Origin of the sequence: Chitinophaga sp. Cy-1792 (genome assembly GCF_011752935.1) — a bacterium.
Lineage (GTDB): Bacteria > Bacteroidota > Bacteroidia > Chitinophagales > Chitinophagaceae > Chitinophaga.
In genome coordinates this window covers 2757298-2771917 of sequence record NZ_VWWO01000001.1, presented here as the reverse complement: position 1 = coordinate 2771917, position 14620 = coordinate 2757298, and the positions used below count along the sequence as shown (strand labels likewise).

Sequence of the window (14620 nt, the reverse complement as noted above, 5' to 3'; positions counted from 1 at the left end):
ATGTCAGTGCGTGGAATAATATACATCTTTGAGTAACAACGCTTCTGGCAGATGTGCCAGCGATGGTACTTTTGGTGGTCTCAGCATACTCAGGGAGATATTATTATCTTTCTCCTTACATAAAAACTCCAGTGCAATACGATGATATCCCGCTGCCAGCGGCACCGCAAACGATTTACTACTGAGGCCATCTTTTGCAGCGTCGATACTGATGAGCAGCTGTTTATCCACACTTAAGCTGCAACTGGTACCAGCCTCCAGCAACACGGTATAGTAACCGGTTTTATCTGCTTTAAACCATCCTGTTTCATCACAGATAACATGGCCGGCAACTTTGAATGGTGGCTGAAAATCCTTTACCAGTAAGCCGCTTGCAAGTAACCGGCGTTCTCCTGCGCTATCCTGGTAGCATTGATAATTCATACCACCGGGTTGCAGTCCTTCTATTTTTTCTGCCGGAAACATTTTACCTATACTGAACCTGGCACTTGCAGTTTTATCAGGACCGTAATTGGAAAACTGCTTCAACATCAGCACTGACGGCGCTTTCACTTTAAGGCCGTAATCATAGCGCGGTGAATGCATTGTTGGAACAGTGCCATCAGTAGTATACCTGATGCCGGGATTGATATTTAAATAAGTAGAATACAGATAGACAGGTATGGCATCATGCGGCTGTATTATTCCGCCCATCGGGAAGAAATCCAGCATAAAAGAACTATAACCGAAATAAGTAAATTTCAATCCGTCGTACATGTTTTTCAGTCTGACAGACCCATGGTGTTCATCTTCATTAAACACCACCTGCCGGCGGATCTGCGGACTCATTTTAGTCAGCAGGCTATCAAAATCACTGATCCCGAATGATTCGCCGATAGCACCATTCCTGCCGCCTGCAAACAAAGTGGACGTATCGCGCATTTGCGGCAGGCGTTGCCTCGCCAATTGCAATACGGCGCCATCGTTCCACCATAAAGAAGGGTCTGACGCAATATAATGATTGAATAATGAAGTTTGGGTAAGAAAGGAATAAACGACAAACAGGCCGGCATAAGAGTGTCCGAAGAGTATGTTACTTCCACTCGTTGCATAGTGCTGATTAACATAAGGCACCAACTCTTTTCCTATAAAGTTTAAAAATTTATCTGCAGCATTGGCGGGCAGCAGATCCCGCTCCCGGCTATCCTGGCCTATGTTATACCAGTAATTATTCTTTATACCCACTATAATAACCGGTGGCATCAACTCATTCTCCTCCTCAAAAGCAACAACAGGCGGTACAAATCTTACCAACATCTCACCATCCAATACATACAAAACGTCATACCTTTTCGTAGTGTCGTAATCGTGAGGAAGATATACCTGCAGATATCTTTGTTCATTTAATGTAGCAGAGAAAACAGAATCCGGCCGTTCTTGCGCCAGCAGGCAGTTATTAGCCAGGATAAAGAAGCATAAACCAAAGAGATACAGTGGTTTCATAAAAAGAACAATTAAGGCATAGTTGGGGAACGTCAAGTATCATCTAATATTAATGAAAATATATGTAATTGTCAAGTATTCCCTCCCCAGGCTTAATACACGATCACATCCGGACTCCCTGATACCGGCAGCTTTGCAGGATTATTCAGGAATTCCCGCAGGATAGGCATGAATTCCGGTCCGCCCACACCATGTGCGCGTTTGGTAAACAGCAGCCGGTAGCTGTTAGGCATATAATGCCGAATCATATCTATGTATAGCGGACGACAGGCATTATCCATTTCTCCATCGGCCAGCAGTGCGTACCTGGTAGTATAAAAAGCGGTTTTTGTAGCCGGCTTCACCGGTTTATATTTCCAGCAATCGCATACTGCATTGTATACATCATTGATGTGGTAGCCTTTCATATAGGGGTAAGCGTTATAAATGCTCTGCACCACCTTTTCATTGTGATAGTTGTATTGATCCGCGCAATACGCAGAAATACGCATACCGTTAGGGCCTTTCCCATATTTAAACAACCTGTCCAGCAGGGGTTTGATGTAAGCCGCATGGCGGCCGCTGATGATATCGGTAATAACATAAGGTACTGCGGCAACCGGGCCGCCGAAAGCATCCTGTATGACATCGAATAAGTCATTGCGGTCGTAGGCAATATTCAGGCTGTCTTTTGTACCTTCTTCCAGGTATTTTATGTAGAATTTTTTATCAGCGATATCATTGAAATATTGCTGAAAGCGGTTTTTCAGGTTACCATAACGTACCTGATCAGCAGAGTCTTTTTCGCAGTGACTAAACAGGATATTCAACGCCTCATTGAAATTGGCCGGCTCATCTTCATCGATGGGTACAAACATGGGCAAAGGCGAATTAAGTATGACAGAGCGGATACGTGACGAATCTTCTTTTAGTACCGCCATCATGAGGCCACCACTATAGGAAATACCAAAAAGGTTTACCGAATCGATTTTCAGGGCGGTTAGGAAATCATGAATATCTGCAACGGATTCGTCTGTATTATAGGCTTCCAGGTCTATACCTTTCGCCTCCAGTCCTTTACGGTAGCGCTTTACCCCTTCCAGCATCATACTGTCTTTATTGAGGTTTTTACGATAAGCCATTTTCATGGCGTCGCCCAGCTCCGGCCCTTCTGTGTTGGGTATGGCGAAATGCGTACCGCGTTGCTCAAAGGCGATACAATCCCTATCGTTGATGATGGTGCTTTTGGAAATCCCTGTAGCCCATCTTATTGAGCTGGTGCCAGGGCCACCGCTGGTAAACAACAGTGGATCTTTTCTCTTATCCGGATTCTTACTTTCCACGATAACAAAAGGTAACTGAATGGTTTTTCCATTTTTCTTACTTCTGTTTTCCGGCACTACCAGGTAGCCGCAGTGGGTTTTGAAACTGCTGTCGATAGCAACAAGACAGGCGCCGGGAACAATCGTGGCCTTTTGCCGGGCCACTGCCGCAGGGATGCAGGCGATGAAAGCGAAATACAGGAGGAAAACCGGTTTCATATTTAATAAGCAATTAATAAATTTCCGATATTGCTAAAGACACCCAAATTTAGCCATGGTTGCATAATCCGGAGAATAATTTTTAGCTTTAACGCTAATAAATCCAATATTCACCCATACTATGAGCATAGAAGATTTTATCAACCGCTATCAACAAACAAATACCCTTACGGCAGCTGAGGCTAAAGAAGTCTGCGAGGAGCCACTGCGGCAGTTATTATTCGACTATTTCAAGACACATAAAAACAGAAATTTTGCCTTAGCACTACTGAATAGATTAATTGAGTTAAGAAAGGACCCTGATAATTTAGTTTCAGGCGATGACCTCATGCTTGCCTGCTATATTTTAGGTCAACACAAACAGGTAGAAGACTGCCTGCTGATCTGGAAAGCCAAGCGAACAGACTTTGATTCCTATTGCTATATCGATGGTCAATTAATCGCATTTATGGGCGCACAGCCTACCATCGACTTTCTAAAAACAGTAAATTCAGAAGAAGCTGCTGATGCGCTGTTCTATACTACAGGTTGTGTGGAGTCGGGCGATTATGATTCGTTAGACGAATATTATTCGCGGAACTCGTACTATTGGCTTTGAATGCATCGCTGGTTTCCTGGGCCCCGGATAAAAACAGAAAGCAATCCCGTAAAAGATTGCTTTCTGTTTGCTAAATATTTAGATATATTATTAGTGGTTAATAGGAATCACCACAGCCGCACCTGCTATACCATCTGCGCTGCTTACCTTCACTTTCAGCTGGCCGCTGGCATTCTTAGCCGCTTTGACAATCACCTGTGCCAATCCGTTATAAGCCGGCCTGGTAAGGCTTTTAAAAGAAATTAGAGAAGTAGCATCACCGTTATCTGTTGCCACAATTTCACCAGGTCCTTCTAACTGGAATGTCAATGCCGGATTGGATCGTGGTACCATATTTCCTTTAGCATCACTCACCTGCACGGTAATATAGCATAAGTCTTCACCATCGGCCTTAATACTGCGGGTTTCCGGCTTTAGCATAATTTTCTCTGCCTTGCCTGTGGTACGAATGGTATCATTTGCCCAAATCTTTCCGTTCTTATAAGTCACCACATGGATGACACCAGGTGCATACTTCACGCTGTCCCAAACCATCCTGAAATCCTCTCCTGCTCTCTTTTTACGGATCCCCTGACTTTTACCATTCAGGAATAATTCTGCCTGATCGCCGGAGGTATAAACCTGAACGGGAACGATAGAATCCACTCTTTCAGGCCAGTTCCAATGCGGCAGTAAATGTGCCATTGGCATTTCCGGACGCCACTGCGCCTGATAGCTGTAAAATCTGTCTTTGGGAAATCCGCATAAATCAAGGATACCGAAATAGCTGCTGCGGGAAGGAGGATTTTTTTTCTGCAATTCTTCCAATGCCTGCTGCAATTCTTTTCTTTTGGAGGTATCTGTTCTGAAGTTCAGCAGATTTGTTTCGTCAGAATTAAATGGCGTAGGTTCTCCCAGGTAATCAAATCCTGTCCAGACGAATTCACCCAGTAAGCGGGGATTTTTATGCAGAATCCTGAACTGTGTATCCGGAGAGCATCCCCAGCCAGGCCAGGCATTATCATAGGAAGATACCTGCCAGTTGTTGAATTTTTGGTTATGGAAGAAATATTCCCCTCTTGAACTTACACAGGAAGAAGTTTCGCTACCGATGGTGGGCATATCCTGGTAGCGTGGATCTTTGTCCCATTCTGCCTGGCGTCCGAAGAAGTAGTTCACACCCATGAGGCCAAGTGCAGTGGCAGCACCACTTTCCCTGCCACCATCCGGATCGTTGTAGGCATTGGATACCGGCCTGGTAGGGTCTTCTTTTTTAACAATATCTGCCAGCATTTTCGTCATAGCGGTATCGCGCTGGTCCATTACTTCGTTGCCTACCGACCAGATGACAACACTTGGATGGTTGCGGTCGCGGTGTACCAACGCCTGCAGGTCTCTTTCATGCCATTCATTGAACAGTTTATTATAATCGTTTTTGAGTTTTTTGTGCAACCACACATCAAAGGCCTCATCCCAAACCAGGAAGCCCATTTCATCCGCCAGCGCCAGCAGTTCAGGGGCAGGAGGGTTATGGGAAGTACGGATAGCATTGCAACCCATACTTTTAAGGATTGTCAGCTGACGTCTTAAAGCGGTATTGTTGATCGCTGCACCAATGGAACCCATATCATGATGCAGGCATACACCTTTAAATTCAACCCGCTTTCCATTCAACAGAAATCCGTTATGTGCCGTAAATTCAATCTTCCTGATTCCAAATACAGTATTGAATACATCCCTGGTTCCCTTATCATCCGTTACTATTGTCTGGGCAATGTATAAATGCGGATGCTCCAGGGTCCAGCGTTGCGGCTGTCTGATCAGGATACTGGAAGCCACATCCATTGAATCATTTGCGTTCAATTGCAGTGGCAAATTACTACCTGTTGCTATCTTTTTGCCGATCTTTTTTCCGTCTGCCGATTCATATATGGCGGTTTGTACAAATGCTTTCGTTGATGCATTACCGTTATTGGCAACGTTTACCTTCAGGCTAACGTTGGCATTACCACCGGTGGTATCAGCAGTAGTGATGTAGGTACCCCAGTGCGAAACGTGTACCGCATTTGTTTTCACCAGCCATACGTGCCTGTAGATACCGGCGCCGGGATACCACCTCGAATCCCAGTTTTCAGTATCGAGTCTTACCGCTACCACATTCTTTTTACCGGCATGAATGTAGGGTGTAATATCCATGCGGAAAGAGCTGTAGCCGTAAGGCCAGGTACCTACATATTGTCCATTCACCCATATTTTGGCATAGGCCATGGCGCCGTCAAAATCGAGGAATATTCGTTTATCCGTATCTGTTAATGGTAGTGTGAAATCCTTACGATACCAGCCGATTCCTTTCCAGGGTAACTTTCCGGTTTTTCCTGACAGCTCTATCCTGAAAGGGCCGGCTATAGCCCAATCGTGCGGTAAGGTAAGGGGCTGCCAGCTATTATCAGCGTAATCAAAGGCTTCTATACCAGCAGGTTCTTCCAGCCTGGTGCCTTCCGGCTGCAAGCCAAATCGGGCAAAGCGCCAGTTATCATCAAACTTTTCTGCCTGGCTATTCCCTTCTCTTACAATAGCAGATTGGCCGCTGGCAAAAAAACCGGCCAACAGCATTCCGGCAACACAACAAATTTTCCTAAACATATGCTATATAACATTATAATGTTCACTGCAAACAGCCATAGTAGCTGGTGACTGGCGCCACCAACATTCAACCAACACAACTGCGCTCAATTTCCTACTATTTTCCTGTTTTAGCTAGTCGTTAATTGTCGGATTCCGGTGCTATATTAGCCGGAAACATAGCATAATAAAGGGTTCAGGTATAGCGGGAAGTTTAATTACACCAAACCCTGCAGCTTCACATACTGTAATAACATAATCGTCTTTCCATCTTTTATCTCACCATTGGCTATCATATCCATCGCTTTATCTATGTGCAGTTCCATTACTTCTATCTCTTCCTGTTCATGCTCCAGTCCGCCCCCATCGCTGATTTTCATTGCCGGACTATATTCCGCCACAAAAAAGTGCAGCACCTCGGTTACAGATCCCGGCGACATATACGCCTCAAATATTTTGCGCACATCATGAATACGGAAACCGGTTTCTTCTTCGGCCTCTCTGCGGATACAGTCTTCCGGCTCGTTTTCATCCAGTAATCCTGCGCAGGCCTCTATCAGCATACCGCTGGGGTTTCCGTTGATAAAGGAAGGCAGGCGGAATTGATTCGTCAGGATAACGTGGCTGTTGGCGGGGTTGTACAGCAGGATCACGGCACCATTGCCGCGGTCATAGGCTTCGCGTGTATGCGTCTGCCATCCGGCATTTCTGGTTTTATAGTCGTAGGTTACCTTATACAGTGTGTACCAGTTATCTGATAAGACTTCTTTAGCAATTATTTTTACTTCGGGTTGCATATAAATGATTAAATTTGATCAATTTTGATTATTTTTATCAAATATAGATTAAAATGGGATATCCGGAGAGAAAAAGAAAGATTCTTAAAATCCTTGACAGAAAGGAAAGCATGGAAGTGCAGGAAATAGCAGATGAGCTGGGCATTTCGGCGGTAACCATCCGCAGGGACTTACAGCAGCTGGCCGATGAAGCACTGCTGATACGCACGCATGGCGGCGCCATGAAAGCACCGGAGAAACATCCGTTTACCGCTTTTGATGACAAAGAAAGCGTAGGCGTCTCCAGGAAAAAACATATAGGCAAACTGGCAGCAGCACTGGTAAAACCTGGTGATACTATTTTTATGGATTGCGGCAGCACCGTATATACCATGTGCCCTCACCTCAAAGACATCTCTCCCTTACGTATCATTACCAACTCCCTGCCTGTGGCAGCGGCTTTCATGGACATACCAGGTATACAGGTAAACCTTGCAGGCGGCGAAATGGACGGCAGCCGTAAAGCCATTCATGGCGACAGAGCTATCGCACATATCAACAGCTACCACGCAGATAAAGCCTTTATCGGCACGGATGGCCTGTCGGTGAAAAATGGGCTCAGCGCCTTCAGCGAAAAGGAAGCAGGCATCAGCACTGCCATGGCCGGCAGCGCAGACAAATTATATGTATTGTGTGATTCCTCGAAAATCGGAAAGGATAGCTACCTGAAATTTGCACCGCTATCGGTATTGACAGCCCTGGTGACAGACAAGGAACTCAGCGCCACGCAGGCCGCACAGCTGAAAGGAAAGGCAGTAAAAATCATTCATTAACAAACATCATCATCTACATAAAAAAACTACTTTATTAAAATATCCAGGACATTCCTTATCACTTCGTTTTCTTCATTCTTCCGCCAGATCAGGTACAGCGGCACTTCAAATGGTAAGGGTACAAACCGGACGCCCGGATAATTAGCCAGGGAATAAGAATATGGTATAACGGAAATGCCTAAACCCTTTTTGACCAGGCTCATGATCACTGATCCAAAGTCCGACTCAAAACGAACCGCCGGGTCAATCCCATAGGCAGAAAACACTTCTTCCATCTTCATACCAAAGGTTTCCCCATCTGTAAAGGTGGAGAGAATAAAACGCTCCTGCTGCAAGGTTTCCCGCGTAATATCAGCTGCAGCAACTATCGGATGGGCGGCAGGTACCATCAGCGCCAGGCTGTCGTGCCGTATGAGCACGGAGGTCAGCAACTCGTCTTCGTGCTTATGTCTGCTATAACATAAATCTATTTTAAAGGCCTTCAACATCTCTATTTCCTGGGAATGCCTGATCTGTACCAGTTCCACCTTGATCTCCGGGTATTCTGCCGTTACGCGCGCGAGAACGTCGGGTAAAATATCATAGGTAATCGACCCGGGATGATTGATGACAATATCTCCACCCTCTCCTTTATGAATTTTACGGGCATAGAGCGCCGAGGCATTCACCTGATCGATCAATGGCTTCCACTGCTGCTGCAGGAACTTCCCGGCAGGTGTCAGCTCCACCTTACGGTTGGATCTGTTAAACAGGGTCACCTGCAACTCGTCCTCCAGTGCTTTGATCTGCCTGCTCAATACAGACTGCGTAATGTTGACCTTGTAGGATGTCCGCCAGTAGTGCAGCTCCTCTGACAATTGCAAAAAATATTCTATTTGTTGTATAGTCATGCCAATTGATGCATTTTTTGCATCATTCCATTCAAAAATAGCATTTTTCAGCATTAAAAGCCGAAGTAGCTTTGTGGCAGAAAGAAACAGTAAAAGCGATCAAAGATGAGCTATCATATCAGGCCCTGCGAAGAAACCGATCTGGACAAACTGATTCAACTATGTGCAGCACATGCCGCATATGAACAGGCAGCATATACGCCAGACGGCAAAAAAGAACGGCTACACGAAGCATTGTTTGGCAACGACAAGACATTGAAATGCCTGGTTGCTGTTGTGGATGATGAAGTAATAGGTTATGCTACCTATACCTTCGACTTCTCTACATGGGATGCCCAACAGTTTGTTTACCTGGACTGCCTTTACATTGAGGAGGCATACAGGAACCTGGGCATAGGCAGGATACTGATGGATGAGATCCAGGCTGTAGGACATAGCAACAACTGTGTCAATATGCAGTGGCAAACTCCTGACTTCAATGAACGGGCCATCAGATTCTATAAACGCATCGGAGGCATCGGCAAAAACAAAGTACGCTTTACCTTACCGCTATATTAATTCACTTCAATCATGGAACCAATACAGATCGTACCTATCACCACAGCGGACGTACCTACGCTGCAATCCATTGGCAGGAAGATATTCTTCGAAACCTTCTCTCCTCATACCTCTGAGGAAAATATGGCACAATACCTGGAAGAAAAATTTTCGATAGAACAGCTGACTAAAGAAGTGAATACTCCAGGCTCCTTCTTCTATTTTGCACAACTGGAAAACCAGGTAATTGGTTACCTGAAACTGAATACCGGCACCGCTCAAACGGAAGAACAGGCCGACAGCGCGTATGAAATCGAACGCATCTATGTGCTCAGTGAATACCATGGCAGGAAAGTAGGTCAGATATTAGTAGAGAAAGCCCTGGAGATAGCCTTGCAGGAACAAGCGCCTTTTGTATGGCTGGGCGTTTGGGAAGAAAACCACCGTGCCCTGAATTTTTACAGGAAAAACGGATTTGAACCCTTTGATACACACGTCTTCAAACTGGGAGAAGACATTCAGACAGATATCATGATGAAGAAAATACTGGCATGATGAACAGGAAGACTACCTTTATATTATTACTGATACTGGGTACCGCCTTTTGGGGTATCTCTTTTCCCGTTACCAAAATGGCGATGGGAAATATTTCGTCTTCAACTTTCCTTTTCTACCGTTTTCTGTTTGCCACCACAGCGCTGTCTATTGCGTTGTCTAAGCAGCTGAAGCTGATCACCCCAAAGGTTTTCGCAGCCGGTGCCTCGCTGGCGCTGCCGCTGGCCTTCGGTATTATCTTCCAGACGATGGGGATTAAACGCACCCCTGCATCGCAGTGCGCCCTGATAGCAGGGAGTTCAGTGATCATTATTCCGGTAATAAAACTGGTGTTCTATAAAACATCGGTAGACCTGAAAGTATGGGCAGCAGCGTTCATCGCGCTGGCAGGCCTGATGATCATCTCCCTGAAAGAAAATTTTGCTATTGGCCTGGGTGATCTTTTTACCATTATCGGTGCTGGTGGGTTTGCAATTTATTTAATACAGGTAGAGAAATACGCGAGTACAAAAAACATCCTGCCTACCATTATCCCCATGTTTGCTACCTGCACCGGGATTGCAGCGGTATGGGCCCTGTTCGACCCTTCTGCCAACTGGATGCCTTCCACCCATACCTTCTGGATGGGAATAGGCTACTGTGCCCTGTTTTCGACAGCTTATATGTATACAGTATCCAATATGGCACAGAAATATATCAAGGCAGAAAAAGTAGCGATTATCTATCTGTTTGAACCGGTATTTGCCGCCATAGCGGCCATTTTCATCCTGGATGAAAGTCTGACATGGCGCCTGCTGCTGGGAGGATGCCTTATTTTCCTGGGCACCATTATTTCAGAAGTTAACTTCAGGAAGATAACAAAAACGACTAAACGAAAAGTAGACGACAGTTCGCTGGAAGAGGCCACCGCCATGGCCAATTAACAATTGCATGCTCCGTACCCATAAGGCGATGGAGCATGCAATCTATACTTTAATAGTTACTTAATTCTTCATCCAGGTCGCGGAGAAACTCGCCTAATGTCACTATAAATCCGGCTTTGGCATCTACCGGAAACACACTTACCAGGTATTTATTTTCTACAATCAGCGGTATCAGATGTTCTTCAAATTCCTCCAGTGAAAGGGCTATCACCTCAAAGGCTGCCCAATCCCCATTGTTTGACAGGCTTGCATATTCCGCCGCACTCCATACAGGTATTGCCTTTTCCTCTCCTACTGTTACCAGCGCCAGATTATCATCATTTTCCAGCACATAAACAGCTTCCCCATCAGCAATCCATTTCATCGTATACTGGTATCGTTCGTATGGTGGCAGCTTAATGACATTTTCCAACTCTTGCTGTGATATCTTCTTCATAAGCACTTACTATCGGTTTACCTGCAAAATAACGGAAGAATGGTATTAAAAAATCTGGAAAAACAACATTTAACTTTCTTTATATTTAGCTGATTTAATTACCTGATGATGACGTTTCTATATACAGCCAGAGCAAGATTCGATAAAGAAAGTGAACCTGACCACAGCCCCTGGACGAAGTACATTCAATGGAGCCGGCTATACCAGCTCACTGAACTTGTTTCTATGGATACCTGTCTGAATGAAGTATTAGTGGAGCCTGACCGCGACAATGATGATGATTGGAAGGAATTCGTGTTTAATGGCTACGCTGAAACGGGATGTTTCAAAACCCTTGAATATGTATTAGCTAAAACTGATACGAATAAACGTTTCAACCTGTTAACAGTCGTTATTCAACCTGAATCAGATTGTTCCCTGATTCAGCTGGACAACTACGACTTCCTCGGATATGACCTGATGGACGATTATTATGATACCAGCGCACTAAGTAACTGCAGCGGATTTGATGAAACATTTCTGCCATCAGAATTAAATAATTATGGGCTGATCAGTGACTATGAAAAAGCATGTTCGATATCGGATCGACTTTATGAAAACAATCCCGGTGAAGACCATGCAGATACGAATATTGTTGCTATCTGGCGACACCGGACAATAGGTTGGTGAATCAATCGCTCTTTAAAAATAATAAATACTATGCAACTTATCTCCCTAAAAAATTTTATTATAAATGGCTACTGGGGAAGCATTACGCTGGGGAGCTCTATCGATAGTGTAATACAGGAATTAGGAAAAAATTATGATTATACAGATTGTGGTGAGACACAGATCATACAATATGGATGGTACGAATTTTTCTTCCGGACAGATACCCGCAAGATATTTGGCATTCAAAACGATCATCTGATATCAGATTGCAGCAACCATGCTGATATGATTGATTATCAGGGCGAGCATTGGAAATTGGACACCTGGTTCCTTCGTCCGCAACAAAACATTACATTTGAGCAGGTTGTCCAATTACTACAGGATACCGGCATTCCTTTTAGTATCGAACCAGCCTATGCCGGATGCGATGAAAATATTATCAGATGCGTGGAAAGTATGGTGAGTTTTGATTTTGTTAATGAATATAGTGAACCGGTATTCGACAAGAAAGGTGAGCTGGTCAGCAACTCACCTGTAATTGCTATGCAACAAAAAGATTATTTCCTTAATGGTATAAGGTTATTTAATTTGGTATAAACTATGGCAACAAAACGAAAAACATTACCCAAAGATTTTGAAGAACAATTAAAAACCAAAAGCCTGCAGGAACTGACTGCCATTTTTGATCAGTGTTCCCTGGAGGCGACCGGCGGATACAATAAACAGACCGCACTGGCATTTGATGGTTGTCCACATGAACTGGCGGCATGGCTGATTCAACAGGGAGCAGATCTCCATACCCCTGATCTTTATGGAAATACCCCATTGCACAATCGTGCAGGAAGCCATTTTGGGAATATTGAAAGCCTAATAACGCTGGGAGCTGATGTAAATGCCAATCCGGACAGCAACGGTACACCCTTACATGCCGCCGCTCAGGCGCATAATGCCAAAAACACCACCATATTACTGCAACACGGCGCGATAGCTACATTAGTGAATAAGTCCGGGCAAACACCTTTGGAAGTAGCCCTGAATACCTGTAATAATATTGACATCATCCATACAGCCAGTATCTCCAGGAACTACCTGGAAGCAGGTATTAAAATTACCGAAGAGATGAAAGCTGCTGTATCTCGTATCGGGGAAAGGTTTGAGTTCCACCGGGCAAAATTTAACAGGGAATCTGTAGAAGAACATAGTAATGCATTACAGGAATTATATGTTCTGTTTGGCACCAAACCTATACCCAAACGCATTTTGCACGATGGCATATCTCCCATTACAACAACAGCAACAACCTGGCAAAAGCAACACGAGGAACTCTGGACATTATTGGTACCTTCAAGTGGCGCCGCAGATTCCATCCAGGGCGAGGTAATCCGCATTACCGGGCGAATTGGTAACGAGCTGGAAGGCAATGGAGGTATCAACTGGGATGCCGATTTTAAAAAAATGGCACAGGCACTGAATGATTATCTATCCCAGGGCACACCGCTATCGCCAGCTGAACTAACTGAGACGCAAGCACTCGTGGAACAGGTAATAAAAAAATCCGGAAACACCGCCCGGTTAAGTGAATTGGCTGTAAACTGGGTCAAATCAAACCCCACGCCGCTACGTCTCCCAAATGTCAGTTACAAACGCTAAACCGGTACGGTTCTTTTCACGCTCCTGAAGAGTGAGACTAGTCCGCTTTTCAGCCATTTTTTCCGGCCAAAAGTTAAGCAACCGTTAAGCCTCAAAAAAAATTACTTATTTAAATTCCAATTTTCAATATATTTATACATTCCCCCGGGAGTCCTTAGAGAACCAAATGAGAATAAGCCACATCATGTGACATGAATGCTGAACTCCAGGGTATTGGAACCATTTCTATCCGATTTCTTTTGAATTCCAATTTCTCTAAAACACAATACAGTGCAAACCATCACGGAAACGGCACATCAGGTGCAACTATTTGATTATGCCCATTGGACAGCTCAGCTCCCTGCGCTTAGCAACGAATACCAGGGTGCCAGTCCTTATCCTCACATTGTAATGGAAAACTTCCTCAACCCCGATGTCCTGAAAGAGTGTGTGCGGGAGTTTGACAAACTTAATGAAGGCGATGGCTGGATCAATTATGTTCATTATAATGAAAACAAAGCCGGACTCAATAACAAAGACCTGTTACCGGCAACCATCCAGCGAACCATCAACGAACTGAATTCCCCTGAATTCCTGGCGTTCCTCAGTGAACTGACAGGTATTGAAGGCCTCATGAAAGACGACATGATGGAAGGCGGTGGCATACACCAGTCTAAAAGAGGCGGCTTCCTGAATATCCATGCCGATTTCACCGTTCACCCTCACCACCGTAACTGGCAACGTCGTGTAAACGTACTCGTTTACCTCAACCCCGACTGGGAAGAAGAATGGGGCGGCAAACTGGAATTATGGGATACCCAGATGCAGGCATGTGAAAGAAAAGTACTGCCCATCTTTAACCGCTGCGTAGTATTCAATACAGATGCCGATTCCTATCACGGTCACCCGGAACCTACCAACTGTCCGGAAGACAAACACAGAAGGTCAATCGCGCTCTACTATTATACCGAAGAAGCGCAGCCATACCGTCGGGCTACCCACTATATGACACGTCCGGGAGAAGAAAAGAAGAAATTTATGGTGAAACTGGATAACACCATGGTGGCGGTTTATACAGACATCAAAGGTATGCTGGGGTCTAACGATAAAATCATCAGCAAAATCCTGCGTTTCTTTTCACGCAAGAAATAAGAAACCACTAAAAATAAAAAAGGCGTCTCTACTTTGC

At 44.7% G+C, this 14620-nt stretch carries 15 protein-coding genes; 9 read left to right on the top strand and 6 right to left on the bottom strand.

Annotated elements, in window-relative coordinates:
- Positions 1-3 precede the first annotated feature (3 nt).
- Together F3J22_RS11335 and F3J22_RS11330 are read right to left on the bottom strand one after the other, a co-directional pair.
- On the bottom strand, positions 4-1482 hold the full coding sequence (locus F3J22_RS11335; RefSeq protein WP_167017157.1) for an alpha/beta hydrolase-fold protein: 1479 nt from the start codon (positions 1480-1482) through the stop codon (positions 4-6).
- Between the two features lie 92 nt (positions 1483-1574).
- Positions 1575-3002 carry an alpha/beta fold hydrolase gene (locus F3J22_RS11330; protein ID WP_167017155.1) on the bottom strand — a complete coding sequence of 476 codons (1428 nt, stop codon included), beginning with the start codon at positions 3000-3002 and terminating at the stop codon, positions 1575-1577.
- A gap of 121 nt (positions 3003-3123) precedes the next feature.
- Here F3J22_RS11330 and F3J22_RS11325 point away from each other — a divergent pair, with 121 nt between their 5' ends.
- The gene (locus F3J22_RS11325) at positions 3124-3600 is read left to right on the top strand and encodes a hypothetical protein (protein ID WP_167017153.1); all 477 of its coding nucleotides are present in this window, start codon (positions 3124-3126) and stop codon (positions 3598-3600) included.
- Between the two features lie 90 nt (positions 3601-3690).
- On the opposite strand, the gene galB is transcribed toward F3J22_RS11325, so the two are convergent.
- Both galB and nudK read right to left on the bottom strand, forming a co-directional pair.
- Positions 3691-6222, bottom strand: a complete 2532-nt coding sequence (gene galB / locus F3J22_RS11320; protein WP_205195184.1) for a beta-galactosidase GalB — start codon at positions 6220-6222, stop codon at positions 3691-3693.
- A 197-nt stretch (positions 6223-6419) separates the two neighbouring features.
- Positions 6420-6998 carry a GDP-mannose pyrophosphatase NudK gene (gene nudK, locus F3J22_RS11315; RefSeq protein WP_167017151.1) on the bottom strand — a complete coding sequence of 193 codons (579 nt, stop codon included), beginning with the start codon at positions 6996-6998 and terminating at the stop codon, positions 6420-6422.
- A 53-nt stretch (positions 6999-7051) separates the two neighbouring features.
- Between nudK and F3J22_RS11310 the strand changes: the two genes are divergently transcribed.
- The gene (locus F3J22_RS11310; RefSeq protein ID WP_167017149.1) at positions 7052-7810 is read left to right on the top strand and encodes a DeoR/GlpR family DNA-binding transcription regulator; all 759 of its coding nucleotides are present in this window, start codon (positions 7052-7054) and stop codon (positions 7808-7810) included.
- A gap of 26 nt (positions 7811-7836) precedes the next feature.
- Here the strand turns inward: F3J22_RS11310 and F3J22_RS11305 are convergent, their stop codons facing one another.
- Complete coding sequence (locus F3J22_RS11305) at positions 7837-8700, bottom strand: LysR substrate-binding domain-containing protein (RefSeq protein ID WP_167017147.1); 864 nt, start codon at positions 8698-8700, stop codon at positions 7837-7839.
- Between the two features lie 105 nt (positions 8701-8805).
- Here F3J22_RS11305 and F3J22_RS11300 point away from each other — a divergent pair, with 105 nt between their 5' ends.
- Genes F3J22_RS11300 through F3J22_RS11290 form a run of 3 tightly spaced genes read left to right on the top strand, consistent with a single transcriptional unit; the run spans position 8806 to position 10715 of the window.
- Entirely contained in the window at positions 8806-9258 is a 453-nt protein-coding gene (locus F3J22_RS11300) for a GNAT family N-acetyltransferase (RefSeq protein ID WP_167017145.1), read from the top strand.
- Positions 9259-9270: 12 nt separating this feature from the next.
- Positions 9271-9792 carry a GNAT family N-acetyltransferase gene (locus F3J22_RS11295; RefSeq protein WP_167017143.1) on the top strand — a complete coding sequence of 174 codons (522 nt, stop codon included), beginning with the start codon at positions 9271-9273 and terminating at the stop codon, positions 9790-9792.
- The gene (locus F3J22_RS11290) at positions 9789-10715 is read left to right on the top strand and encodes a DMT family transporter (RefSeq protein ID WP_205195183.1); all 927 of its coding nucleotides are present in this window, start codon (positions 9789-9791) and stop codon (positions 10713-10715) included. The genes F3J22_RS11295 and F3J22_RS11290 overlap by 4 nt, the downstream gene beginning before the upstream one ends.
- 49 nt (positions 10716-10764) lie before the next feature.
- On the opposite strand, the gene F3J22_RS11285 is transcribed toward F3J22_RS11290, so the two are convergent.
- The gene (locus tag F3J22_RS11285) at positions 10765-11151 is read right to left on the bottom strand and encodes a DUF2750 domain-containing protein (RefSeq protein WP_167017141.1); all 387 of its coding nucleotides are present in this window, start codon (positions 11149-11151) and stop codon (positions 10765-10767) included.
- A gap of 108 nt (positions 11152-11259) precedes the next feature.
- Here F3J22_RS11285 and F3J22_RS11280 point away from each other — a divergent pair, with 108 nt between their 5' ends.
- The 4 genes from F3J22_RS11280 to F3J22_RS30840 all read left to right on the top strand — a co-directional run bounded on the left by F3J22_RS11280 (position 11260) and on the right by F3J22_RS30840 (position 14583).
- The gene (locus tag F3J22_RS11280; protein WP_167017139.1) at positions 11260-11820 is read left to right on the top strand and encodes a hypothetical protein; all 561 of its coding nucleotides are present in this window, start codon (positions 11260-11262) and stop codon (positions 11818-11820) included.
- 30 nt (positions 11821-11850) lie between these two features.
- Entirely contained in the window at positions 11851-12399 is a 549-nt protein-coding gene (locus F3J22_RS11275) for a hypothetical protein (RefSeq protein WP_167017137.1), read from the top strand.
- 3 nt (positions 12400-12402) lie between these two features.
- Positions 12403-13452 (top strand): ankyrin repeat domain-containing protein, encoded by a 1050-nt coding sequence (locus F3J22_RS11270; protein ID WP_167017135.1) that lies wholly within the window; start codon positions 12403-12405, stop codon positions 13450-13452.
- Between the two features lie 270 nt (positions 13453-13722).
- Complete coding sequence (locus tag F3J22_RS30840; RefSeq protein WP_370459411.1) at positions 13723-14583, top strand: 2OG-Fe(II) oxygenase; 861 nt, start codon at positions 13723-13725, stop codon at positions 14581-14583.
- Positions 14584-14620 lie beyond the last annotated feature (37 nt).

Coding starts and splice junctions, on each gene's coding strand:
- F3J22_RS11305 (WP_167017147.1), bottom strand. CDS start 8,700: ATGACTATACAACAAATAGAATATTTTTTGCAATTGTCAGAGGAGCTG.
- F3J22_RS11270 (WP_167017135.1), top strand. CDS start 12,403: ATGGCAACAAAACGAAAAACATTACCCAAAGATTTTGAAGAACAATTA.
- F3J22_RS11285 (WP_167017141.1), bottom strand. CDS start 11,151: ATGAAGAAGATATCACAGCAAGAGTTGGAAAATGTCATTAAGCTGCCA.
- F3J22_RS11290 (WP_205195183.1), top strand. CDS start 9,789: ATGATGAACAGGAAGACTACCTTTATATTATTACTGATACTGGGTACC.
- F3J22_RS11300 (WP_167017145.1), top strand. CDS start 8,806: ATGAGCTATCATATCAGGCCCTGCGAAGAAACCGATCTGGACAAACTG.
- F3J22_RS11325 (WP_167017153.1), top strand. CDS start 3,124: ATGAGCATAGAAGATTTTATCAACCGCTATCAACAAACAAATACCCTT.
- F3J22_RS11280 (WP_167017139.1), top strand. CDS start 11,260: ATGACGTTTCTATATACAGCCAGAGCAAGATTCGATAAAGAAAGTGAA.
- F3J22_RS11295 (WP_167017143.1), top strand. CDS start 9,271: ATGGAACCAATACAGATCGTACCTATCACCACAGCGGACGTACCTACG.
- galB (WP_205195184.1), bottom strand. CDS start 6,222: ATGTTTAGGAAAATTTGTTGTGTTGCCGGAATGCTGTTGGCCGGTTTT.
- F3J22_RS11330 (WP_167017155.1), bottom strand. CDS start 3,002: ATGAAACCGGTTTTCCTCCTGTATTTCGCTTTCATCGCCTGCATCCCT.
- F3J22_RS11310 (WP_167017149.1), top strand. CDS start 7,052: ATGGGATATCCGGAGAGAAAAAGAAAGATTCTTAAAATCCTTGACAGA.
- nudK (WP_167017151.1), bottom strand. CDS start 6,998: ATGCAACCCGAAGTAAAAATAATTGCTAAAGAAGTCTTATCAGATAAC.
- F3J22_RS11335 (WP_167017157.1), bottom strand. CDS start 1,482: ATGAAACCACTGTATCTCTTTGGTTTATGCTTCTTTATCCTGGCTAAT.
- F3J22_RS11275 (WP_167017137.1), top strand. CDS start 11,851: ATGCAACTTATCTCCCTAAAAAATTTTATTATAAATGGCTACTGGGGA.